The sequence below is a fragment of the Planococcus donghaensis MPA1U2 genome (assembly GCF_000189395.1).
Taxonomy (GTDB): Bacteria; Bacillota; Bacilli; order Bacillales_A; family Planococcaceae; genus Planococcus; species Planococcus donghaensis_B.
Genome location: NZ_AEPB01000043.1, coordinates 32,734 through 55,963 on the forward strand (window position 1 = coordinate 32,734; position 23,230 = coordinate 55,963).

Sequence of the window (23,230 nt, forward strand, 5' to 3'; positions counted from 1 at the left end):
ACTTATTTTTAGTTACGAATTTCTTTTAGCTTCTAGCAGTTTTTGAACTTCATCGTATATGCGACGACTATTGTTTTGATCTTGATACTTAATAATCCCTGTAATTTCGTATTCGAAATTCGCAAAGTTACTCTTAATTCGATCTTCAATAATAGTCACAAGCTCTTCCTCAAAAGACCCAATCCCACCGATAAACGTTTCTTCAATAGGACGTAAAATGCCTTTACGGAAAAATCGTTCTACATCAAAGTGATAGTAAACGACCGGTTTGTTGAGCAAGGTAAAGTCAAAGCTAACGCTACTATAGTCCGTTATGAGCAAAGCATGGTCAATTAGCAATTGTTGAACGGTTTGTGAGCCTAATGGGATAAACTTAATGCGTTCATGCATATCCTCAATTTCACTTTGGAAATAGTCTTGTGCACGGTAATGTGGGTAAAAGTTAATATTCACATTATATTCTTCAAGAAGTCCAAGTAATTTTTCGTTTTGGATTAAGTTTGAATAAGCCATGAAATATTCACTCTTCAAAAATTGTTCATCCGTATTAATCCAATCTCGCCATGTAGGCATCAGTAAAATGTCTTTAGGCGGATCCACTTGAATGAGATTATCAAAACGCGCCAAACCAGTTGCGACCACTTCATGATCGTCATAACCCATTTCATCCATAACAATCACTTTCTTTTCAGGCTCAGAGCTAACAATAAACAAATCAAATGGCATATCGTAATTTTTCTTATGGTATTCCACATTTTTGCGTCCTAATACGCCATGTTGAAGGAATATTTTAATCGTTTCTTCATAGCCAAAAAATCCTTTTGCTGGCTTGTACGGCAGGATGTTTTCTAAATCATGTGTCCCCAGCAATACTTTGGCTTTAAAAGCAATTTCAAAATGTTGATCGGACCCGAAAATCAATACATTCGGAAGATGCTTAATGTGTTCATAATCTGTACTGTCTTCTTCTATTACATAATAAGCTTCGATTGATGTATGTTCTTGCAACCATTTGAAAAAGACGATGCCGTTGTCTTGAGCAGTATTTGTGCGCTCTCCCATCAACCAAACGTTTTCATCTTTTGTTTTCGTATCTTGCGGGATTTCCACATCTTTTCTTACAGTAAATGATTCCACTTTCACGTTATTAAATGGAGTCGTTGTAATCATGAAATGATGTTCATTGCCGTTATCATCGAGTTGTTTCATATAGCTGTAGTAATTATCCTTTTTATACTGCGCTTTAGTGTATCTGATTTTTTCTTTTCGGATAACATCTTGTGAATTGTTTTCAATCACCACAAAAAGATCGAGAACGGTTTTATCTTTACTTTTTATACCGATCAAATCTAAGCTTTTAAAATCGATGGAAAACTCTCCAGAAATGGGCACTTGAAGAGACTCTTGAGACGCTCGGTCTTCTATCATCAAATATGCTTTAGAACCTATAAACTCTTCGATTGACCCTATTATGCCGTCTATTTTAAAGTCTGTTACTTCACGGATAGATTTTTTAAGCTTAGCTGGAGTCATTGCTAATCCTAGAGACAAATCTTTTCGTCGGTAAAATTTAAGTTTAACCAACTGCGAATTCGAAATTACCTTAAACCGAGTCGTGGTATTTTGTAACGTACGCTTATCTAAACTAAAGCGATAGACTTTAGGCTCATCACTATGTTCCACAAGGAAAAAACGTTTTACAAATAGATTGTCCATCAAATTGTACATTGGCAAAACGGTTTGAAAAAGACCGTTTTTGTTTTTTAAGGGATAAGTTTCGAGTAGTCCGCTTTTCGGTTCATCTACTTGAAGGGAATATTCTACATCGGTCATTTTGTCCTTTAGGTCAAACGATAACAGAAACTCAGACACTTGCTTTTCTTCTATCGAAACAGAATCAGTTTCCATCGCATGTGGTTGTAATTCCATATACAGAAAAGAATCTCTACGGAGAATTTTATACTGATGGTGATAAGAATTGAAAAACTCATTAAACTCTTTATCCAACTTTAATGAATACAACTTGTTATCCGCATAAAGAAACAACCTCCATAAACCAGCGGCCATTTCAGAAAAATCATCAAACACAAAAGGTTTACTTTCAACGTCTCGCTTACCAGTTAATACGCGGAATTGAAAGTTGTTAAAAGCATAAACTTCAACACTTTTGATGTCTTTACTCATCACATTCGATAACTCTAAAGACATCGTTAGAGCTTCATATTGTACAGATTCTACAGCAGCATTTATCGAACTATCCTTGAAGTAAAAATCAGCAAAGCGATTGTTAATAATGATGTTCTTTTTCACTTTTGTTGATAATAGTTTATTAGCGATTAATATTGATTCTTGAAAATCTCCTGCTTTATACATTTCATGTTGGGTAATCCAAATTTTTTTATTATTAATCGTTAACTGTATGCTTGAACTCGAGGTAACCGCAGAAAGTAAGTTTTTTGGTAACGAGACAACCAAATGATTTTTTTCCACAAACTCACACGTCAATGGATAGACTTCTTCGTTAACTAGAAATTCTGCTTTTGCATTTTTTTTGGGAGTAAAGAAGTTCGACAATTTAAACTGAAAAAGCAAATTTTGCTCATCAAAATAGTATTTTTCTACTTCCACTCTTTTCACTAATATTCTTTTTACCTTGTTTTTAAATCTTTTTAAAATCATAGCTCTTTATCTCCTAGACAATTTTATTATGGCAATATCTTATATTATCATTCTTCTAATTTCTGTCAATTGAATTAAAGATAGACAGTCAGCAAAAGAATACTTATACTGTAATAATGTGAACAGATACATATATGTATTTGTCGATCAAATATAGAAATAACCTGGCTAATTGCAGCCTAGGGAATCAATTGGAGCAATCAAGTGAAAAATTTAAATGAAATCAATATTATAAGAGCCATTATGTGTCTTGCTATTGTTGTTACCCATTCCATCTCAAATTATTTAAGAAATATAGAAGTCGATCAAGTTGCTTACGATCAATATATCTTATGGATCCGGTTTGCATTGCTTTGTTCTACCCCAATCTTTATTTTATTATCTGAAACTCTTTTATCAAAAAACTATCCAAATGGATTAAAAAAAGGATTCTTCGCTAAACGAATACAATTTATTTTAATCCCTTATTTATTGATTGGGTTAATCGTTAGTTACCGTGGTTCAGCTAGAGACTTATCGTCTTTCCTTGAAGTAGCTTACCAAAAAATTGTGTTGGGTCAATGGTACGGATTTTTTGTCATCGTCATTTTCCAATTTTATATTTTGCACTGGCTAATCGGAAAATACTTGGCGCGCGTTAATCCAATCGGGCCAATTCTAGTGTCGTTTGCTATTTCTTTTGCTCATGTATATGGTTACGTGCATGTAGAGACTTATCAGAACTTCATTTTAACAAATTATCCATTATGGTATAAAACCCATATCTTTATGTGGTTGTTTTATTTTATTGTCGCATTTTATATCGGCCAATACTATGAACAACTTATCACATTTTTAACCGCTAAAATATGGATACCGATTTTGACGACAATCATGAGTTTTGGAATTATTATGTACAATTATATCGAATTGGACTATACAAGAATTTCAAGTGAACGATATGATATGTTACTGTATTCTGTAAGTGTCTTCTTTCTTTTAGTAACATTAATCCGTAAGTTTAACTTTAATAACCAGACATTGGTGATGATTAGTAACTTTTCATTTTTCATCTATTTAACACATATGATTTTCTTACCTTACTTTGTTAAACTTTCAATGACTTTCGGTGAGAATTTCTTCACATACGTCATCATTATGACGTTCCTTACGATTTCATCTTGTATTGGTGTAGCATTTCTATTTTACCAAAATGGCCTTACCCGTCATTTTACAGGAAAAATAAAATACTTGGAGCCAGCATCTCCAAAACCAAAACAAACATCGTTCAATAAGGAAACACGTCAAGTCAATTACGAGCAATAAAATCCGTTTTCACAATCATGAAAAACCGCCTACCAGCATAAGCTGATAGGCGGTTTTTTACGATTATATTATTCTTTGTTCACAATATCCGAAACATAATAAAAGCCATATTCATCCATCACGATAGTGTACGTTTTACTACGTTCTTGAACGGACCAATTACCCGCTGCATCTTTAAAATCAAAAGCTTCTTCTGTCTGAACAACTGCATAGTCATCAAAAATTTCTACGTCTGAGATTTCTAATTTTGTAAAGTTAAATTCCATGCCTTTTCCTGAGATATCGGAAATGTATTCACTTATGCCATTGTAGATTTCACTTTGATATACGAGTAAATTCTGAACATAGAAAAAGTCTTTTTCTTTTAATGCCGTTTCGTAGTAATAACGGAAATCTCCAATAAACTCACTTAAATTCGCTTCGTCAAACTTCATTTCCAAGTCGATATCGTATTCATAATCTTCATCTTCATAGCTATTGAAATCATCATATACATTAAATACGGCAGCGACTTCTTCTGCCGTCATTGGATTAGTTACCCATTGGGATAATTGTTCGTGCATTGAATACAAAGGAATTGAAAAACCAATGGAATCTCCTTCTTCAATAACTAATGAGTTGATCCCGATGACTTTTCCAGTAGTTGCATCAACTAAAGGTCCACCACTGCTTCCTGGCGCAATTTTAGCATCGATTTGATAAATGTCTTCATACGTAAACTCTTGATAGAAGTCACGATCAATTCCTGTTAAATAACCAATTGATGCTGTGTTTTCTAGACCAGCTGGACTGCCAAGGGCGATAACTTCCGTTCCAACATCAGTCTTGTCCATTTCAGCTTCCAGTGGCGTGATGCCTTCAAATGCTTCAACGTGAATCAATGCAATATCCGATTCACCAGAAATTCCGACCACTGTACCCGGATGGTCTTGTCCATTAATGTTGCGAACGACCACATCCGTATAACCAGCCACAGCATGAGCGTTTGTTACGACCATTCCCGTATCTGAAAACAAGAATCCTGATCCTTGTCCGCCTTCTGTTAAAACGGTATAAACTTTTTGTTGTACTTCCTTAATAATAGCTGTTTTTTCTTTTTTCTTTGGTTCTACTTTTTCCTCTTGTTCAGAAGGTGGCACGACGTTTTCGACCTTAGTTACCGTTCCCGCTGTTTGTTCTTCAGCTGGTACCGTTTCTTCAGGCTCTTCGATTTTTTCTGGTTCTTCTGGTTCTTCAGTTACTTCTGGGACTTCTGGTTCTATCTGTTCTTGTTTAGGTGGCTCCGCATTATCGCTCATCAATTGAGCAGACCCAATTCCTACACCAAGCAAAGTCAATGCTAAAATAATAGCGTACGTAAGCTTACGCTTTTTGTGTTTTTTATTTCGAGTCTGTATAAGTGAATGCCCGCAATCTTTACAGTATTTTGAGCCCTCAACGTTTTCAGCTCCACATTTATTGCATTTCATAGTTGTACCTCCTTGATGATCTAGCATAAAGTTCTTTATTTTCTTCCATTATAAACCTTATAACGTCAAACAACTACTCAGGGTTGCAAGATGTAATGAAGTCTTCGCATTTGTAATAAATCTATGTATTCAGAACACATTATTACTATATAAATCAAAATAACATACTAAAATATAAATAATATGTAAAATTTCAATAAAAATATTTACTTTAATCTCCCATATAATGATATAATCGATTCAGTTAAATACTAATTTTTAGGAGATGAAAATTTGAAAGAATTTCTAGATGTATTTAAAAAAACCTTGGATTTTAAGAGTAGATCACGTCGTAAGGAATACTGGATGTTTATATTATGGACCACTATCATTTCAGTTGTTTTATCTATTATCGAAATTATAGCAGGATTAGAAATCGCACCAGATATTGGACTTTTAAGCACTATTTTTACTCTTGTCATTTTAATTCCTAGTATATCGGTCACGGTTCGCCGATTACACGATATCGGTCGCACAGGCTGGTGGCTATTGCTTAGCTTTATCCCGATTCTTGGATGGATTGCTTTATTCGTATTTACATTACTAGATAGCGAATCAGGCAGCAATAAATACGGTTCAAATCCAAAAGAATTTGAACATGATTTCAAGCCGGTCAATAACTAAAGATAAAAACACACCGCAATCGTCGAAAGACAATTGCGGTGTGTTTTTATTTCACATCAATTTCCTGTAATGTTTTTTGAACTGTGACTAATTGGTCGAATTGATCGGTTAAGCCTGTTGGTTCTGTTTGTCGTGAAATTGTAGTTGTATCTTGTATTAATCCATTCAAGCTCGATTGATAACGTTTGTATTGATCAACGCTTATGGTATTTTCTTCTTCTATTTGCGCACTTAAAATCTGCAGTTGCTTCTCTAGCTCTCGTAGTTGATTTTCATAAGGAATACGTATTTCACCCAACTCATAAGATGCTGAGTATTCTTTCATTTGACCAGTTTGTGTGTTTAGTTGCGTCATCCAAACAAATCCCATAACCAGAATAAAAATAGATGTTTTCAAGAACAAAGTGTTCAACTATTTTCCTCCTTCAACCGATTAGTTGTTACATCTAGTTTATCTCATCCACTAAATGCCGTCTCTTCTCTTTTGAAGTCTTTAAAGTTTCTTAACCCCTAATTTACAATCGATTTATCTCGTTGTAGTTTTTGCCATTGAATTTCTTAGTATTAATAGAAATGTATCGAGCTCCTGCTTTGTTGTGTCTTTTGCAATTGATAGTCGGATAAATTTCCGGGCAGCATCTTGTGCGATGCCTATAGCACTCATTGCAGACATTGCTTCACCAGCACCAATTTTGCAGGCAGTTCCTGTAGAAATGGCCATCTCATGGCGATTACACTCGAGCATCATCCATTGCCCTTCTACATGTGGTAATAAAACCCCTAAAATAAATGGCGATTTTTTAACACTCTTTCCGATCATCTCAACCTCTTTCGGTAGGTGTTCTTGTAAATAAGACTGCAAATTTTCAGCGTGCTGAAAAACTTGTTTTTGTTCTGATATGGCTTCTTTTGCAGCAATAGTTGCCGATACAATTGCTGGTACGTCTATCGTTCCGGCGCGAAAGCCTTGTTGATGTACGGTGCCCTCATAAGTCGACTCCCAGTGGATACTAGGGTTTAGCCAGACGATACCAACTCCCTTTGGCCCCCCGATTTTATGTCCAGAACAAACGGCACTTGTAACACCAAGACTAGTCAAATCTACTGGAATCTTTCCAAGAGCTTGGACAACATCACAGTGAAAAGGCACCCTATTTTCTTTCGCAATAGCTGCACATTTTGCGATTGGCTGAATGGCTCCCATTTCTGAGTTGACCAGCTGTATAACCACTAAAGCTGTTTGATCTGTAACCATTTTTTTATATTCATCAAACTCAAGAACTCCATCTTTACCCACTGGTACATAACGAATTCTGTACCCTTCTTTTTCTAGCTCATGCAATGTCGTTAGCACAGAAGCATGTTCAAGTTGCGTGGTAACAATTTCTCGCTGCTCGCCTTTTCTTCCACGCAAAAATGAGCGTATAGCCAACTGGTTCCCTTCTGATGCGTTGCCAGTAAAATAAACGCCTTCTCCTCGAACTTTGAGCAAGTCTCCCCATGTACGCTTGCATCCTTCATATAATTTCAAAGCGTCTGAGCCATTGTCATGCAAACTTTGTGTATTTCCGAAAACCTCTTTAGCTGCAGTAACATAAGCCTCAATAGCCGATTCGCGCATAGGAGCAGTTGCAGCATAATCCAAATAAATGGTCATTTTTTCATCATTTCCTTCACATACGATATTTTAATCTTGTAATCACTTTAGCTTTATGTCATTAATAGTGTCAAGACACTTGTAAAGTTGGTGTAAACTTATGTTTGATGTTTGTATAATCGGAGGCGGCATCGCTGGATTAATGTTAGCCCACTCTCTTCCTTCTTCTTTATCCATCGCCGTCCTCACGAAAGAAGATTCATTTTCTAGTAATACGGCGTTAGCACAAGGAGGAATTGCCGCAAGTATTGGTCCAGGAGACCACCCAACTAGTCATGCGCTGGATACTTTATCTGCTGGCGCAGAGCATGCAGATGCAAAACGTGTAAACCTTTTAACAACTGAAGGTCTATCCATAATCGAAAGCTTGTTATCACGAGGATTACCTTTTGATGCCACGGAAGAAGGACTCCCACTCTTGGGTCGAGAAGCAGCACATTCTACAAAACGAATTCTTCATGCAGGTGGGGATCAAACAGGTAAAATGTTTTTGCAATATTTCTTAGCCTTAACAGAAGATCACGTTAAACGCCTACCATACAGTTCTGTTCTTGAGCTCATTATAAAAGACGGGGAATGCGTTGGTGTGTGTGTAGAAGACGCCATAGGCAACCGTTCTACCATTCAAGCGCACCATACCGTTTTGGCGACTGGGGGAATCGGTCAATTGTATAGTCAAACTTCCAATTCTTTCGTTGCTACAGGGGATGGCTTATCGCTAGCCTTTCACGCAGGTGCCGTATTAGAAGATTTGGAATTTGTTCAGTTTCATCCAACCGTTTTGACTCTTCATGGCCAATCTCATGGATTGATTTCCGAAGCAGTTCGCGGGGATGGCGCTTTGCTCGTCAATGCTGCTGGAGAACGCATCATGACCGGTATTCATCCATTAATGGAACTTGCACCAAGAGACGTTGTTGCTCGTGCCATTGAAAGACATTGGCAACAACAAGGACCTGTTTTTTTAGATGCTCGATCTATTGAGCAATTCCAGTCAAAATTCCCTTCTATTTTCAAAAATTGCACCAATCTACATATCGATCCTGAACAAGAGTTGATTCCAGTTAGACCCGGTGCTCATTTTCATATGGGCGGAGTTCAAACCGACGAATGGGGTGCAACAACAGTTCCCCGTCTTTATGCCATCGGAGAAGTTGCGTCTACCGGTGTACACGGCGCAAATCGTCTAGCCAGCAATTCCTTGTTAGAAGGCTTAGTGTTCGCAAAACGGTTAGCGAGCAAATTACTATGTACCGGCTTTAACTTTGTGGAGAAAGAGATTCATTTAGCCGAAGGGACAAAAGAATTTATTTTACCTACTGAATTGCAATTGCGTATGACACAGCAAGTGGGGATTTTAAGAAATGTGGAGACTCTACAAAAATTCAATGCCGACTTCCCTTTATACCGATTTGATTTACAGCATCATTCTAGTCAGCATATAAAAGACATTCATCGGTATACCGCTAGCAGTTTAATTGCCACAGCTGCCTTACTGCGAAATGAAAGTCGGGGCGCCCATTACCGTGACGATACGCCCGAAGCTTCTGCACAGTGGACAGGTAAAACAATCGAATTGTCTTTAGCTGGCCACACATTTGGAAAACGTTTAATACAACAAAAGGAGACCGTGTTATGAATCGTTTAAAAGCCGAAGAAGCTATTAAAGCATTTTTATTAGAAGATATTGGAGACCGAGATTTGTCATCTATCCTTTTTAGTCCAGAAGATCAGGGTGAAGCAGTAGTTCGTTTAAAACAACGTGGAGTTATCGCGGGCTTACAATGCTTTCAATGGGGATACAACTTATTAGATCCTGCAGTGACAGTAGAGTTTTTAAAAAAAGATGGCGATTGGGTAGAGTCTGATGAAGCGATTATTCGCTTAAAAGGACCTGTTGCCACGTTATTAGCAGGCGAGCGAGTGCTTTTAAATTTGGTGCAACGCATGAGTGCGATAGCGACTTTGACTGCGAAATGTGTGGAAAATTTAAACTCTCCCCACACACGCATTGCCGACACAAGAAAAACCACACCTGGACTGCGAATGTTTGAGAAATATGCAGTGCGGATTGGTGGTGGCTTTAACCACCGGAATGGGCTATATGACGCTGTTATGTTAAAAGACAATCATATCGCCGCTGCTGGGTCTATCTGCCAAGCCGTAAAAAAAGTGCGCGAACAAGTTGGACATACGACCATGATTGAAGTTGAAATTGAAAATTTAGCTCAATTACAAGAAGCGATCGAGGCACGCCCTGACATTATTATGTTCGACAATCAAACCCCGGAAACGCTAGCTGAATGGGGAAAACTTGTGCCAAAGTCGATCTGTACAGAAGCTTCAGGTGGAATTGGATTAGAAAATTTAGCTGCCTACCGTCGTACGGGGATCGATGTAATTTCTATCGGAGCATTAACTCATAGCGTTCATAATCTTGATATCAGCATGAACCTGTCTATTTCACCCAAGGAGGCAATTTATCAATGACTCTATTTTTAAAAGAATTACAGCAAGAAGAGGGTATGCCCGCTTCATACTTACAAGCGACAACTGAGGAACTCCATAAACGGGCACAATTAGCTCGTACAAAACTTGGAGACCGATTGTATATACTCGGTCATCATTACCAGAAAGACGAGGTTATCCGCTACGCTGATGTTACAGGCGACTCGCTTCAACTTTCTCAAATTGCGGGTCAGCAAACGGCAGACTATATTATTTTTTGTGGTGTTCATTTTATGGCAGAAACTGCAGACATTCTGACAAGTTCTGAGCAAGCCGTGATTTTGCCGGATATGCGCGCCGGTTGTTCTATGGCAGACATGGCCAATATTGATCAAACTGAACGCGCTTGGCTGCACCTGCAAGAACTTTTTGGTGATACGATTGTGCCATTAACTTACGTCAATTCAACTGCAGCGATTAAAGCGTTTGTTGGACGTAATGGCGGAGCAACCGTTACGTCTTCTAATGCCGAGCCTATGGTGCGCTGGGCGTTAACTCAAAAACAACGCATGCTGTTTTTGCCAGATCAACACTTGGGACGCAACACAGCCGTGAAGTTAGGCATTCCACTCGAACAAATGGCCATTTGGGATCCGATTAAACAAAAGCTCGAAGCCCAATGTCCTCTAGAAGACGTTCAAGTGATTTTGTGGAAAGGTCATTGCTCTGTACACATGAATTTCCTGCCGAAACACATCGACACCTTGCGGCAAAATGAACCCGATCGCAACATTTTGGTTCATCCGGAATGTACATATGAAGTGGTGAGTCAATCCGATTTTGCCGGATCGACAAAATACATTATTGATATGATTCGAGCGGCTGAACCCGGCTCCAAATGGGCAATCGGCACCGAGATGAATTTGGTAAACCGACTAATTGCAGATTACCCCGAACTTGATATCGTGTCGTTAAACCCTTATATGTGCCCTTGTTTAACAATGAACCGCATCGACTTGCCCCATTTAACATGGGCTTTCGAAGAATTGGTAGAAGGACGTGTGATCAACCGCATTCAAGTCGATACGCAAACGGCGATTGAAGCAAAATTGGCTTTGGAGAAGATGATGTGATTTAAGGAAGGCATAGCGCCTTCTTTTTTATTTTTGTTACTTTTATTTGCGCGAGGTGCGGAGTTTTCCTTTTGAGGTGCGGTCTTTGCCTCGTGAGGTGCGGTCTTTGCCTCGTGAGGTGCGGTCTTTGCCTCGTGAGGTGCGGTCTTTGCCTCGTGAGGTGCGCTCTTCTCCTCTCGAGGTGCGCTCCCACCAATTTCACACAAAAAAGCCATTCCCCCAAAGGAATGGCTTCATATATTTATTGAGAACGGGTCATTCTACGACCGCGTCCATCATAGGCTATTTGATTTTTAGAACGTTTTTCTTTTTCTTCGATTTCACGGAAACGGTTTTCAATCGCTGCTGACACCAATCCGAGAACTGTACCGAAAGCCGCTCCTGCAGCTACTTCAACAGGTTGATGACCCAGTAATTCTTTTAAATCTTTTTCGCGTTCAACAAATTCAAAACTCGGAAATTCTCCAGAGAACTTCACAAAGCTATCTTCTAGTTCATTGACCAGTCGCGCGATTTCGCCTGTGTGGCGACGTATACCTTGCGCATCGTACATAACAATGACGCCAAACACAATCGCAAGAGCCGTTTCTGTATGCCGCGCACCTTTATTCGCAGCTACGTATGCCGCAAGCGCCGATACACCTGCTGAGTGAGAGCTTGGCATGCCACCTGTTGTAAAGGCTTGCCGCCAATCCCAATTACCCGTTACGGTTTTGTGTGTCACGATTTTCAATGCTTGTGCCACACCAATAGCTCCTAATGAGGTGATCATCCCTCTGTTCATCTTTCTCATCTGCTCATCCCCCAGTTATCAGTTTGACAACTTGCTGCTGCCATTCAATATACTTCTTTACCCCTTCTTACAAAAGAATATGTATATTCGAATAAAAAAAGGAATTTTTCTACCCTCTACTTTAACGTTTCCATCTTATCACCTAACCATTCAAATAGAACTTTCACTTTTGGCTGCGGAATTTTATTGTATTGATCGCCTATACTGACTTCAAACGAGCAGCCTTGCGTTTCTTTGCGCAAATAGCCGGTAACGCCTAAATTCATTATTTCCTGTGCTTGCGCTAGTATCGGCGAGACTTGTTCAGGTGTTTTGTCAAAGTGCACATGGAACATATTGGTGACAGGCACTTCAGGTACAGTGAAAATCCCTGTGCATGAATTAAAATACATAGCCAATTCTTTAGCTTGTTCGTAATAATCTCCCATGCGATCTTTGCGCTGCGCAAAATACTTCTCTGCGCTCAAAATATATGGATACAAAGAAATCAAATCGCCGCCATGCCGTTTTTTCCAAATTTTTGATTGGGCTATAAAATTTTGGTCGCCGGCTAAAATGGCCCCCGCAATCCCGCCAATTCCTTTATACATCGACACGTACACCGAATCGAATAAAACACAAACTTCTTTAATGGTTTTCTCATAGTACGGAAGACATTCTAAAATTCGCGCACCATCCAAATGAAGCTTGATCTCTTTTTCGCGGCAATACCTTGAAATGGCTTCAAGCGTTTCAAAACTAGGCAGTTGACCGCCAATTTCACGCTGAGGCAATTCCAGCAACACGCATGCAACATCTTCGCTCAACGAAATGACATCTTCTAATTCAATCACCCGATTTTCATCTGCCAATAAAATCGATTGAATGCCATGCAATTCTTTCAATCCATCTTCTTCGTGGATCTCTAAATGACTTAAAGGATGGTAAGCCACTTTTTTCAAATCTTTTTCATCGCACCAAATCCGTAAAGCTATTTGTTGCGCCATAGTGCCGCTCGGGAAAAATACGGCCGCTTCTTTTCCTAAAAAACCAGCCATTTGTTTTTGAAAATCTTCGATTACAGAACCTTGTCCATATTTATCACTGCTAACTTTTCCATCAATTGACTCGAAAGCATTTTTCAACACCGCTACATTTCTTGGGCCGTGCCCAGCTAATTGTTGAGTTGTTTGTTCATAGCTAGCTAATAAATTATTTTGACTCATTGTATTGGCTCCTCCAATAGTCAGACTATTTCCCACCTAACTATAACATGAACTAGAGCCGTACAAGTTTGTATAAAAAGGCTCTCTAAACAAAAAATCCTGTCCAAAGTCATTTACAGACAATGGACAGGATCGATGTTTAATTAGTTTAGGCTTTGAGAAGATACGTCAACTGGATGCGTTGCTTCATAAAGCAACCCTTCCAATTCAGAGCGGTATTCTTCTGTTTGTTCATCAGACCACACAAGCGTTTTGCCCATATAAGCAATGACATTTTCTTTATGCGCATGTACCCAGTGAATATCGAAGAACAATGCACCTGTACGACGGATAAAGAAGTCGACTGGTTTAAATGCTGATTCGTATTCCATTGAATAACGCAACATCGCGTACACAATTGGATCGAGTCCAGCTTCCGCTGCAGCATCTAATCCTTGTGTATAGAAATGAAGGACTTTATCGACGTTTGAACCATAGCGACTTACAAGCATATCCATCGCGTCAGCCGTCAATCCCATACTAGCCGCTTGGTTTACACGGTCAGCTCTGAATGTTTTAAGTCCTTTCGAACCGCCTACTTCGCCACCAGAAATTGGCAAGCGTTTTGTTGAGCTTTTCGGATACTTCGTTCCTTGCTCTTTTTGCAATTGTTCTGCCACAAGATCCACTATGCTTTCACCCATCTTACGGTAACCGGTCAACTTACCACCCGCAATTGAAATTAAACCAGAATCTGAAATGAAAATTTCATCTTTACGTGAAATTTCAGATGGATCTTTGCCTTCTTCGTGAATTAATGGACGTAATCCAGCCCAACTTGACTCAACATCTTCTTTTGTAATTCCCACTTCTGGGAACATAAAGTCTACGGCTTTCAAAACATAAGCACGATCTTCTTCTGTCATTGTTGGGTGAGCAATATCTTGCTCGTACACCGTATCGGTTGTCCCCACATATACTTTTCCTTGGCGTGGAATTGCAAACGCCATCCGGCCGTCTGGCATATCAAAATAAATTGCTTGTTTTAAAGGGAAACGACGACCATCAAACACTAAGTGAATGCCTTTCGTCAATTGCAACGTTTTACCGAATTTCGAATGATCTTTGTCACGCAACGTGTCTACCCAAGGTCCAGCTGCATTGACAATTTTTTTCGCAAAAATTTCATGAACATTGCCATCAATCTGATCTTCAACCCGGACACCAACTGCTTTGCCATTGTCATAAATAAAGCTTTTCACCTTTGCATAGTTCATTGCCATGGCGCCTTTTTCAATCGCTTTTTTCATCACTTCCATCGTTAAACGCGCGTCATCTGTTTTGTATTCTACGTAATAGCCTCCGCCTTTAAGCTCTTTTTTCTTCAATAAAGGCTCACGACGCAATGTTTCTTCTTTGCTTAACATTTTACGGCGTTCAGATTTTTTTACGCCTGCTAAAAAGTCATACACCCGAAGACCAACATTTGTGCTAAGCGGCCCGAATGTTCCGCCTTTATAAAACGGCAATAACATCCATTCAGGAGTCGTTACATGTGGTCCATTTTCATAAACGATTTCTCGTTCTTTCCCTACTTCTGCAACCATCTTCACTTCGAATTGTTTTAAGTAACGCAAGCCACCATGAACCAATTTTGTAGAACGGCTACTTGTACCTGCTGCAAAATCTTGCATTTCGACTACTGCAATGTCCATACCGCGCACAGCTGCGTCTAGTGCAATTCCTGCACCTGTAATTCCGCCCCCAATAACTAAAACATCTAATTGGGATTGTTTCATTTGGTTATATCGATCATTTCTGTTTAAACTTGAAAATTTCATAAGTTCATCTACTCCTTCTTTTTTGTTTGAAATATAGCCATTTATTTGCCTGAGTTGATCTGCCCAAAAATTGCATTAGCACACAATGGCTTATGTGAAATATGGAGAAAGCAGTTTAAAAAATGGCTCTTTCTAACTTGTATACCCATTTTTCCAAATAAAAAGAGAGATCCAGGCACAGTTACAGAATTTTTTCTGTAAAACTGGCTTGGTCTCTCAAAGTCTCCGGCCGTATATCTCTCGTTATTAACTTTTAGGTTATTTTGCTGGTTTGAATAATCGTGTTGCTGCTACCGCTTGTTTCCAGCCTTCATAAAGTTCTTCGCCCTGTTCTGTCGACATATCACGCGTAAACGTTTTGTCGATTCTCCATTGCTTGGCGATTTCTTCTTTGTCTTTCCAGAATCCAACTGCTAGTCCAGCTAAGTAGGCTGCACCAAGTGCTGTTGTTTCTTGAACCACTGGACGTTCTACCGGTACATCTAGAATATCACTTTGGAACTGCATTAACAAATCATTTGCAACGGCTCCGCCATCAACACGCAAGGTCTTTAATTCGATCCCTGCATCTTCTATCATAACATCTACAACGTCTTTCGTCTGATAAGCAAGTGATTCAAGCGTTGCACGAATAAAGTGAGCTTTTGTTGTTCCGCGTGTTAAACCGAACACCGCACCACGTGCATCTGTATCCCAGTAAGGTGTTCCAAGTCCAACAAATGCAGGAACCATATAAACGCCATCTGTCGATTCAACTTCCATCGCATAGTTTTCACTCTCAGGAGCATTTTTAATAATTTTCAAGCCATCTCGCAACCACTGAATCGCTGAACCGGCTACAAAAATACTACCTTCTAGTGCGTATTCTACTTTGCCGTTAACGCCCCAAGCTAAAGTCGTCAACAAGCCATGATCAGATTTAACGCCTTCTTCACCCGTGTTCATCAGCATAAAGCAACCAGTTCCGTAAGTATTTTTGGCCATTCCTTTTTCAAAGCAAGCTTGTCCGAATAAAGCAGCTTGCTGATCTCCCGCCATACCTGCAATTGGTACTTCGTGACCAAAGAAATGATAGTCTACTGTATTAGCATAAACCTCTGAAGACTGACGTACTTCCGGCAACATGCTCTTCGGTACAGTAAGAATATCTAATAATTCCTGATCCCAGTCCAAATCATAAATGTTGTACATTAATGTACGTGAGGCGTTACTGTAATCCGTTACGTGAGCTTTGCCGCCTGATAGTTTGTAAACTAACCATGTGTCCATTGTTCCAAACATCAAGTCGCCATTATCTGCTTTTTCACGTGCCCCTTCAACATTATCTAAAATCCATTTTACTTTTGTTCCAGAGAAGTAAGCGTCGATTAAAAGACCGGTTTTATCACGGAATAAATCGTTCAAACCTTGCTCTTTTAACTCATTACAAATGCCGTCTGTTTGACGCGATTGCCAAACGATTGCTTTGTAAATTGGCTTTCCAGTATGACGATCCCAAACCACCGTTGTTTCACGTTGGTTTGTAATACCGATTCCCGCAATTTGAGTTGGGCTAATATCCGATTTGCGTAATACTTCTGCCATACACGCCAAGACAGATGTCCAAATTTCATTTGCATCGTGTTCTACCCAGCCTGGCTTTGGAAAGAATTGTTGAAATTCTTGCTGGCCAGTTTCTACGATTTCACCGTTGTGATTAAACAATACCGCACGTGAACTTGTCGTACCTTGGTCGATAGATAAAATGTAATCTTTAGTCAAAATAATCTCCTCCTAAGGGTTTATGAAATTTTTTCTTCTACTGTATCCGCTGGTGTATGGTCTTTTTTCAATTCTACACTTGCTGCTCCAAATAATACCAGTAATAAGATGACACTCATGATCCAAAATGGTATGTCATATGCACCTGTGAACAATGCTTTATAAAATAACGCGCCGTAAATACCACCGAAAATCGGACCAACAACCGGTACCCATGCATAAGACCAATCTGAACTTCCTTTACCTGGTATTGGCAACAATGCGTGTGCAATACGCGGACCTAAGTCACGCGCCGGGTTGATCGCGTATCCAGTAGTGCCACCAAGTGACATCCCGATTGCGACAATCAACAAACCTACGATTAATGGATTCAAGCCTTCAGTAAAATCATTCGCACCAATGAACAATAAGCCCATTACTAGTACGGCAGTTCCGAGAATTTCACTTACTAAGTTGGAAAAAGGACTACGGATAGCTGGACCAGTTGAAAATACTGCAAGCTTCGCGCCTTTGTCTTCTGTGCGTCTCCAATGAGGTAAATAGTTTAAGAAAACAATAACTCCACCAAGAATAGCTCCAAGAATTTGTGCAGCGATATACATTGGAACTTTAGCCCAAGGAAAATCACCTACAGAAGCAAGACCTAAAGTTACTGCTGGATTAATATGTGCTCCTGAAAAACTTCCGACTGCATACACAGCCATTGTAACCGCTAGACCCCATGCAAGCGTTATCAAAACCCATCCGCCATTTTCTGCTTTAGAGTCTTTTAATACCGCCCCTGCGACTACACCTCCACCAAAAATAATTAAAATCATCGTACCAATTACTTCTGCTAAAAACTCCGTCATCGTTTTGCACCCCTTTATTTTTTTCGGATAAGAACTGTCTTAAAATATAAAAAGACCCACACTGAACCAGCCACTCTTTTGTTAAAAGCGCTCTTTTCAGTGCAGGTCTCCAATTCTCCAACACAGTTCTTAACTTGTAAGTCTAAGTTATCAGTTAATGAAAACGCTGTCAACAGTTATTTTACAATTCCCAAAGTTCTGGTTGTGATGTTGAAATCGCTTTAGCTCCTCCATCATAAGCAAGTTGAATGTCTTCCTTCGTTCGAATCAATCCCCCCGCAATAACCGGTATGCCTGTCTTATCAAAAACTTCTTTAATAACAGATGGAATAATTCCTGGCAAGATTTCAATATAATCAGGCTTAACTTGATTGATTAACTTAATATTGTGTTCTAGTGCCTGACTATCGAGCAAAAACAATCGTTGAATTGTCATCAAATTATTTTTCTTCGCCAACGAAATAACATTGCTTCTTGTAGAAACAATTCCGTCTGGTTTGACTTCTCTCACCAAATATTCAAACCCGTAAGCATCTGCTTTTAACCCTTGGATCAAATCAACATGAAGAATCACTTTTTTTTCCGTTTTTTTCGCGGCTTGTACCAATTGTTTTAACTGAGATAGCCGTGTTTCCAAAAAGATAATATATTCATGATCACTATCGAGTAAACGTTCAAACTCTTTCATATTGCGTAAAACAGGTAAAACGCCAGTTAGCTCGTGCACCAAATTCCCTCCTCTAATTACTTTATATTTTCTATCCAAACAGCTTCGCAATCCTCAAGAGATTAATAACCATGCCACCAGAGCCGTCCGTAAACTTTCCGATCGCTATGACTATTCCACTATGGCGCATTTTTTCCAAGAACGAAAGATGTTACGCACGGAAATCTCGACTTTTACCGATATCTTTCATGGACAATAACACCGCAAAGTATTTCATGATCCCGTCCCTCTTTTATCTATTATAATGAGTCAGTTTGGAAATGTCTGTTGTTGTTGTGAATTTCGTTAAAAGCGCGCTTCTGTTTTCCATATTTTGGACATACCGTCCGGTTTAGCTCAAATACTGTCCGATTTTGTGAAATACTGTCCAACCGACACCATTTACTGTCCAAATCAAACCAAATACTGTCGGAACTCAATTTTTCCAGCGGAAAGCGCGACTTTGCGCTTTCCTGGTCTTCGGTAATAAAGCTCTTGAACTTTGAGATGGGAGAATGCAGATAAACTATCCATTTTTCATCATTTACTGTTAAAACACTATAAAATAGAGTAAAACAAATACCCTCTTAAAGGAGTGAATCACCAATGCAGATGACAAAAAGTGGCCCTGTATACCAATTAACGTTCTTACCAAAATTACTCCCGATCAATTGCTACATTATCGATGAAGAAACTGAATTGACTTTAGTAGATGCTGCACTCGGTTTTAACGCGAAACAAATTTTATTATCAATTCGTGTTATGAAAAAGCCATTAACGCAAATCATTATTACCCATGCCCATATGGACCATCTCGGCGCACTTGACGCCATTAAACGCGAATGGCCAGATGCAGTAGTCAGCATCTCTTCACGTGACGCTCGTATACTCAAAGGCGATACTGACCTTCTTCCTGGTGAACCCGACTCGCCAATTAAAGGCGGTGTACCCAAAAATATCAAGACACAGCCAGATCGTTTGCTTGAAGAAGGCGATCAGATCGGGTCACTTGAAGTGGTGAATACACCTGGGCATACACCTGGCTCGATTTCGTTGCTCGACACACGCAATCGTTTTCTCATTGTTGGAGATGCCCTTCAAACTCAAGGTGGACTTGCCGTTTCTGGCACTCTCAAAGCGCTATTTCCATTTCCCGCATTAGCTACATGGAACAAAAAAATAGCACTGGAAAGCGCTATAAAAATTAAAAACTTGCAGCCGCAATTATTGGCGGTTGGTCACGGGAAAATGATGGCTAATCCTTTACAGGCTCTCGAACTGGCAATTTCAGAAAGTGAAAAAAAGAATTGGCACTAACAACTCAAGTAAAATAAATCTTTTAACAACTAGAAAAGAGTGTCCTATTTTTCCACAGCAAAGTTTGCTATGATTGAAATTGGAAATTATAAACCAAATTCAATAAGAGTTTGCAATAGATTAGGAGCCATTTTAAATGCCCGAAGAAATTCTACAAAAATTAAAATCAATCATAAAACCTCAATGGAAAACAGCATTTCTCACGGCTGTTGTGATGGGATTTTTATGTCATATGTACGTTCTCACAAATACCCTTCCTAATCATGACAGCCTGATTAATACACACAGTCCTCAACTAAAAGCTGATTCTGGACGTTTTTTCCTATCACCTTTTAGCGGAATCAGTTCTTATTTCGACTTACCGTGGATAAATGGAATGCTCGCTATCTTTTATTTAGCTTTAATAGCAGTCATGCTCACTGAATTGTTTCAGTTGAAAAAAACCTTCTCTATTTTGGCTGTTAGTTGTTTGGTGGTCACGTTCCCAACGATTGCCTCTACTTTTTCTTATATGTTTACAGCAGACGGGTACCTAATTGGATTTTTGCTAACAGTTTTAGCTTTACTCATCACCCAAAAATACAAATTTGGTTTTATCCCAGCTTCTATCCTTTTCTATATAAGTGTCGGAATTTACCAAGCCAATTTGCCACTTCTGTTAACGCTGACCTTAGTTTTCTTAATAACTGAAATTATGGGCAAAAAAATCACCAGCATTCAATTAACAAGTTATTCTGCACGTTTCTTTGCCTTAGCTAGTATTGGTATGTCTTTGTATATCATTAACTTTAAACTTTATACCACTTTATTCGTAGGAAACATTACGAGCTATCAAGGGCTTGACTCGGTAGGACAAAACAATGCTTCTATTGTTGAGCAATTCGAGCAAATCCATGAAGCCTTTTCCCTCTTTTTCTTCCGAGGATTTATAACAGACTTTCCAATAAATTTATTTGAATGGCTGAATGTTGCAGTCTTTTTACTAATCTTCTTTGGCTTTGTTTTATTGTTCATTCAAAATAGCAAATTCATATCAAAACTACATGCTTTTTTCGCTGCAGTAATGGTGTTATTTATGCCACTCTCTTCTTATATATTGTACTTTATGTCAGCAGACTTGACTTACCATATGTTGATGGTGTTCGCGCTTGTTAGTTTTTATATATTGCCTGTTGTTTTTTATGAACACCTTTCCGTTCCGACTGTTTATGCAAAGAGCTTTTCATGGTTAAGCGTACTAATTATTTCCGTAACGATTTTCAATTTTGCACTTATCTCAAATATCGCATATTTAAATATGGAACTAAAATATGAAAAATCAACTGCTTTTGTCAACCGGTTAATTAGCCGAATTGAACAAACCGACAATGTCACAAACGCTTCTAAACTGGCCATCATCGGGCGTTATAGATTGGATTCAACACTGAGTTCAAGTAATATTCCCGAAAGCATTCCGAAAATGACTGGGCCTTTAGGAGACAGCATCGTTTTATATCCTTACCATTATAATCAGATGATGCAAAATCATTTTGGTGTTACCTATAAATTCGTTTCTGAACAAGAATATCAAGAAATTGCAGCTTCTGATTCATTCGCAGAAATGGACGCGTGGCCATCTCAAACTGCAATTCAGGTCATTGACAATATCATTGTTGTTAAGTTACAAAATTAGCAACACACCAAACCTGGGGCAAAACTCTGTGGTTTGGTGTGTTGCTTTTTCTAATACCATTTTCCTATATGTTTTAGTAATTTTCAGCTATAATGAAAGTAATAAACTAAGGAGGAGTGACAATGGAAACGGAGAGAAAACTGAAAAGGTGGCAACAAGCCGATTTGATCGACCAAGCTACGGTCGAACGAATTTTGACTTTCGAAAAGCAGCAGCCTCCACCTAAAAAACTGCCCTTGCTTTTAATGATTGGTTTGATTTTCTTTGCGCTTGCCGTATTTAGCTTTATAGCAGCCAATTGGCAGTCGATACCCGATATAGCAAAAGTTTTGCTAATGCTATCATTAATGTGGCTGTTTTATACCGTCGCTTTTTTTTCCGAAAAGAAAAATTTTGGCTATCCACTGTTATTTAGGGTTATCGGTCTTGCGATGTTTGGAGCAACTCTGTTGACAGCTGCTCAAACTTTCCATTTTCCACTCGCGAACTCCGTATTGCCATGGGCGATGTTTTTAGCAGCGCTTGCACATTATTTTTACTGGCGACATCTTGTATATTCTCTCGTTGGATTTTACTTTGGTGGATCTGTTTTAGTCTCGTTCTTGCCGAACATCGGTTGGGTAGAATGGGGTATTTTTATCGCCATTACATTTGGTTGGTTTTATTTTAGTAAACATTTTGCACCTACTGCATTTAGTTGGATCTTATTATTTGCTTCTGGCTTTATGCTGTGGGGACTTGTAGAGTACGACAGTGTTCTTTGGCCAATTTGGACGTTGTTCGCGCTTGTCTTACTTCTACTCCTTGTTCCCGAAAATAAACAACAAATGATTCGACCACTTTATTTAATGACCGCTGGGTTACTACTTATAGTTTATTTAGCCATTCGCGGCCAAACATTTATCAGCATAATAGATGAAAGTCATTGGCTAGAGTCCATTGTTTTAGCTATAGTGGCAATTGGCGTACTGCTCATCAGCTATTTCAAATTCCGCTCTCTCATGTGGATAGCAGTTCCGGGTGTTATCGGGTTGCTACTGTTTGATAAAACCGCAATTGGGCTTGCTGTGGTCGCTGAGCTAAGCGCCCTTGCTTACTTGATTATTGCTCAGCGACAAAATGAAAAGCTGGGCTTGGGCTTTGTTTATTTTATCGTTGTCCAATTTGTTATTTACATTATTTACGCTTGGGAACGTCTCGACATGTCTCTCTTTTTCCTTATTGGCGCCATCCTCTTGTTTCTCCTATCAGGAGCAGCTTGGTGGATTAATCGCAGGAAAGAAGGTGTGAAGCCATGAAAGCCTGGCTCTTCCCGATTATTCAAACCGTATTTGTCGTGATACTACTCGTAAGTTATTACGCGGCCTCCTGGTTCGGCGAACAATATCTATTAAGAGCAGAACCTTTTGACCCGTTCGATCCTTTTTATGGGGAGTATGTCATGTTGCAATACCCAGACTTAGTGATCCCTAACACGATCGACAGCCGTGCCATTTACTTTACGTTAAAAACTGCGGATGATGGCTACGCCGTGCTTGATCGCGTTGAAACAGAGCCTTTCTTTGGAGCTATTGAAGGCTATGTATATGATCGCCGCGTTACAACCCCTCAATTAGAGCAGTTTTATGTAGAACAAGGCCAAGGCCCTCAACTCGAAGAAGCGCGCGACCTACAAGTAACGATCGATGTTTCAAGCTGGGGCACCATTCGTCCTGTCTCACTCGAAGAACGAAAAGAATAAATAAAAAAAA

At 39.2% G+C, this 23,230-nt stretch carries 19 protein-coding genes; 9 read left to right on the forward strand and 10 right to left on the reverse strand.

From position 1 onward, the window contains the following. Positions 1–12 precede the first annotated feature (12 nt). The gene (locus GPDM_RS12615) at positions 13–2,679 is read right to left on the reverse strand and encodes a CDP-glycerol glycerophosphotransferase family protein (RefSeq protein ID WP_008431937.1); all 2,667 of its coding nucleotides are present in this window, start codon (positions 2,677–2,679) and stop codon (positions 13–15) included. 204 nt (positions 2,680–2,883) lie between these two features. Here GPDM_RS12615 and GPDM_RS12620 point away from each other — a divergent pair, with 204 nt between their 5' ends. Beyond that, entirely contained in the window at positions 2,884–3,984 is a 1,101-nt protein-coding gene (locus GPDM_RS12620) for an acyltransferase family protein (RefSeq protein WP_008431938.1), read from the forward strand. A 68-nt stretch (positions 3,985–4,052) separates the two neighbouring features. On the opposite strand, the gene GPDM_RS12625 is transcribed toward GPDM_RS12620, so the two are convergent. Beyond that, a complete protein-coding gene (locus GPDM_RS12625; protein ID WP_008431939.1) occupies positions 4,053–5,453 on the reverse strand; it encodes a trypsin-like peptidase domain-containing protein in 1,401 nt (466 codons plus the stop codon). A 273-nt stretch (positions 5,454–5,726) separates the two neighbouring features. Between GPDM_RS12625 and GPDM_RS12630 the strand changes: the two genes are divergently transcribed. Beyond that, positions 5,727–6,116, forward strand: a complete 390-nt coding sequence (locus GPDM_RS12630) for a DUF805 domain-containing protein (RefSeq protein ID WP_008431941.1) — start codon at positions 5,727–5,729, stop codon at positions 6,114–6,116. Between the two features lie 46 nt (positions 6,117–6,162). Here the strand turns inward: GPDM_RS12630 and GPDM_RS12635 are convergent, their stop codons facing one another. Together GPDM_RS12635 and GPDM_RS12640 are read right to left on the reverse strand one after the other, a co-directional pair. Beyond that, positions 6,163–6,528, reverse strand: coding sequence for a hypothetical protein (locus tag GPDM_RS12635; RefSeq protein WP_008431942.1), 366 nt, complete (start codon positions 6,526–6,528; stop codon positions 6,163–6,165). A 114-nt stretch (positions 6,529–6,642) separates the two neighbouring features. Then, a complete protein-coding gene (locus GPDM_RS12640) occupies positions 6,643–7,773 on the reverse strand; it encodes a cysteine desulfurase family protein (RefSeq protein ID WP_008431943.1) in 1,131 nt (376 codons plus the stop codon). Between the two features lie 100 nt (positions 7,774–7,873). On the opposite strand from GPDM_RS12640, the gene nadB reads away from it, so the two are divergent. From nadB to nadA, 3 genes are read left to right on the forward strand one after another with little or no spacing between them, the layout of a single operon-like run. Then, positions 7,874–9,412, forward strand: a complete 1,539-nt coding sequence (gene nadB / locus GPDM_RS12645) for an L-aspartate oxidase (RefSeq protein WP_008431944.1) — start codon at positions 7,874–7,876, stop codon at positions 9,410–9,412. Next, the gene (nadC, locus tag GPDM_RS12650; RefSeq protein ID WP_008431945.1) at positions 9,409–10,263 is read left to right on the forward strand and encodes a carboxylating nicotinate-nucleotide diphosphorylase; all 855 of its coding nucleotides are present in this window, start codon (positions 9,409–9,411) and stop codon (positions 10,261–10,263) included. The genes nadB and nadC overlap by 4 nt, the downstream gene beginning before the upstream one ends. Further along, positions 10,260–11,354, forward strand: a complete 1,095-nt coding sequence (gene nadA, locus GPDM_RS12655; protein ID WP_008431946.1) for a quinolinate synthase NadA — start codon at positions 10,260–10,262, stop codon at positions 11,352–11,354. The genes nadC and nadA overlap by 4 nt, the downstream gene beginning before the upstream one ends. A gap of 241 nt (positions 11,355–11,595) precedes the next feature. Here nadA and GPDM_RS12660 read toward each other — a convergent pair whose 3' ends face one another. The 6 genes from GPDM_RS12660 to GPDM_RS12685 form a co-directional block, all read right to left on the reverse strand. Next, positions 11,596–12,147, reverse strand: coding sequence for a divergent PAP2 family protein (locus tag GPDM_RS12660; RefSeq protein WP_008431947.1), 552 nt, complete (start codon positions 12,145–12,147; stop codon positions 11,596–11,598). Between the two features lie 116 nt (positions 12,148–12,263). Then, positions 12,264–13,352 (reverse strand): threonine aldolase family protein, encoded by a 1,089-nt coding sequence (locus tag GPDM_RS12665; RefSeq protein WP_008431948.1) that lies wholly within the window; start codon positions 13,350–13,352, stop codon positions 12,264–12,266. A 143-nt stretch (positions 13,353–13,495) separates the two neighbouring features. Then, positions 13,496–15,172, reverse strand: a complete 1,677-nt coding sequence (locus GPDM_RS12670; RefSeq protein ID WP_008431949.1) for a glycerol-3-phosphate dehydrogenase/oxidase — start codon at positions 15,170–15,172, stop codon at positions 13,496–13,498. Positions 15,173–15,430: 258 nt separating this feature from the next. Beyond that, a complete protein-coding gene (gene glpK, locus GPDM_RS12675; RefSeq protein WP_008431951.1) occupies positions 15,431–16,933 on the reverse strand; it encodes a glycerol kinase GlpK in 1,503 nt (500 codons plus the stop codon). Between the two features lie 20 nt (positions 16,934–16,953). After that, a complete protein-coding gene (locus GPDM_RS12680) occupies positions 16,954–17,784 on the reverse strand; it encodes an MIP/aquaporin family protein (RefSeq protein ID WP_008431953.1) in 831 nt (276 codons plus the stop codon). 181 nt (positions 17,785–17,965) lie between these two features. Then, positions 17,966–18,511, reverse strand: a complete 546-nt coding sequence (locus GPDM_RS12685; RefSeq protein ID WP_008431954.1) for a glycerol-3-phosphate responsive antiterminator — start codon at positions 18,509–18,511, stop codon at positions 17,966–17,968. Between the two features lie 585 nt (positions 18,512–19,096). Here GPDM_RS12685 and GPDM_RS12690 point away from each other — a divergent pair. The 4 genes from GPDM_RS12690 (at position 19,097) to GPDM_RS12705 (ending at position 23,220) form a co-directional block, all read left to right on the forward strand. Next, positions 19,097–19,807 carry an MBL fold metallo-hydrolase gene (locus tag GPDM_RS12690; protein ID WP_008431956.1) on the forward strand — a complete coding sequence of 237 codons (711 nt, stop codon included), beginning with the start codon at positions 19,097–19,099 and terminating at the stop codon, positions 19,805–19,807. Positions 19,808–19,943: 136 nt separating this feature from the next. Next, positions 19,944–21,479 (forward strand): glucosyltransferase domain-containing protein, encoded by a 1,536-nt coding sequence (locus GPDM_RS12695; protein WP_008431957.1) that lies wholly within the window; start codon positions 19,944–19,946, stop codon positions 21,477–21,479. A gap of 122 nt (positions 21,480–21,601) precedes the next feature. After that, a complete protein-coding gene (locus GPDM_RS12700) occupies positions 21,602–22,777 on the forward strand; it encodes a DUF2157 domain-containing protein (protein ID WP_008431959.1) in 1,176 nt (391 codons plus the stop codon). Next, positions 22,774–23,220 carry a GDYXXLXY domain-containing protein gene (locus GPDM_RS12705; RefSeq protein WP_008431961.1) on the forward strand — a complete coding sequence of 149 codons (447 nt, stop codon included), beginning with the start codon at positions 22,774–22,776 and terminating at the stop codon, positions 23,218–23,220. The genes GPDM_RS12700 and GPDM_RS12705 overlap by 4 nt, the downstream gene beginning before the upstream one ends. The last annotated feature ends 10 nt before the right edge of the window (positions 23,221–23,230 follow it).

What these genes read in the sequence shown, in the direction of transcription:
- GPDM_RS12615 (WP_008431937.1), bottom strand. Translation starts at nt 2,679, where the DNA reads ATGATTTTAAAAAGATTTAAAAACAAGGTAAAAAGAATATTAGTGAAA.
- GPDM_RS12625 (WP_008431939.1), bottom strand. Translation starts at nt 5,453, where the DNA reads ATGAAATGCAATAAATGTGGAGCTGAAAACGTTGAGGGCTCAAAATAC.
- GPDM_RS12640 (WP_008431943.1), bottom strand. Translation starts at nt 7,773, where the DNA reads ATGACCATTTATTTGGATTATGCTGCAACTGCTCCTATGCGCGAATCG.
- nadB (WP_008431944.1), top strand. Translation starts at nt 7,874, where the DNA reads ATGTTTGATGTTTGTATAATCGGAGGCGGCATCGCTGGATTAATGTTA.
- nadC (WP_008431945.1), top strand. Translation starts at nt 9,409, where the DNA reads ATGAATCGTTTAAAAGCCGAAGAAGCTATTAAAGCATTTTTATTAGAA.
- nadA (WP_008431946.1), top strand. Translation starts at nt 10,260, where the DNA reads ATGACTCTATTTTTAAAAGAATTACAGCAAGAAGAGGGTATGCCCGCT.
- GPDM_RS12660 (WP_008431947.1), bottom strand. Translation starts at nt 12,147, where the DNA reads ATGAGAAAGATGAACAGAGGGATGATCACCTCATTAGGAGCTATTGGT.
- GPDM_RS12665 (WP_008431948.1), bottom strand. Translation starts at nt 13,352, where the DNA reads ATGAGTCAAAATAATTTATTAGCTAGCTATGAACAAACAACTCAACAA.
- GPDM_RS12670 (WP_008431949.1), bottom strand. Translation starts at nt 15,172, where the DNA reads ATGAAATTTTCAAGTTTAAACAGAAATGATCGATATAACCAAATGAAA.
- GPDM_RS12680 (WP_008431953.1), bottom strand. Translation starts at nt 17,784, where the DNA reads ATGACGGAGTTTTTAGCAGAAGTAATTGGTACGATGATTTTAATTATT.
- GPDM_RS12690 (WP_008431956.1), top strand. Translation starts at nt 19,097, where the DNA reads ATGCAGATGACAAAAAGTGGCCCTGTATACCAATTAACGTTCTTACCA.
- GPDM_RS12695 (WP_008431957.1), top strand. Translation starts at nt 19,944, where the DNA reads ATGCCCGAAGAAATTCTACAAAAATTAAAATCAATCATAAAACCTCAA.
- GPDM_RS12700 (WP_008431959.1), top strand. Translation starts at nt 21,602, where the DNA reads ATGGAAACGGAGAGAAAACTGAAAAGGTGGCAACAAGCCGATTTGATC.
- GPDM_RS12705 (WP_008431961.1), top strand. Translation starts at nt 22,774, where the DNA reads ATGAAAGCCTGGCTCTTCCCGATTATTCAAACCGTATTTGTCGTGATA.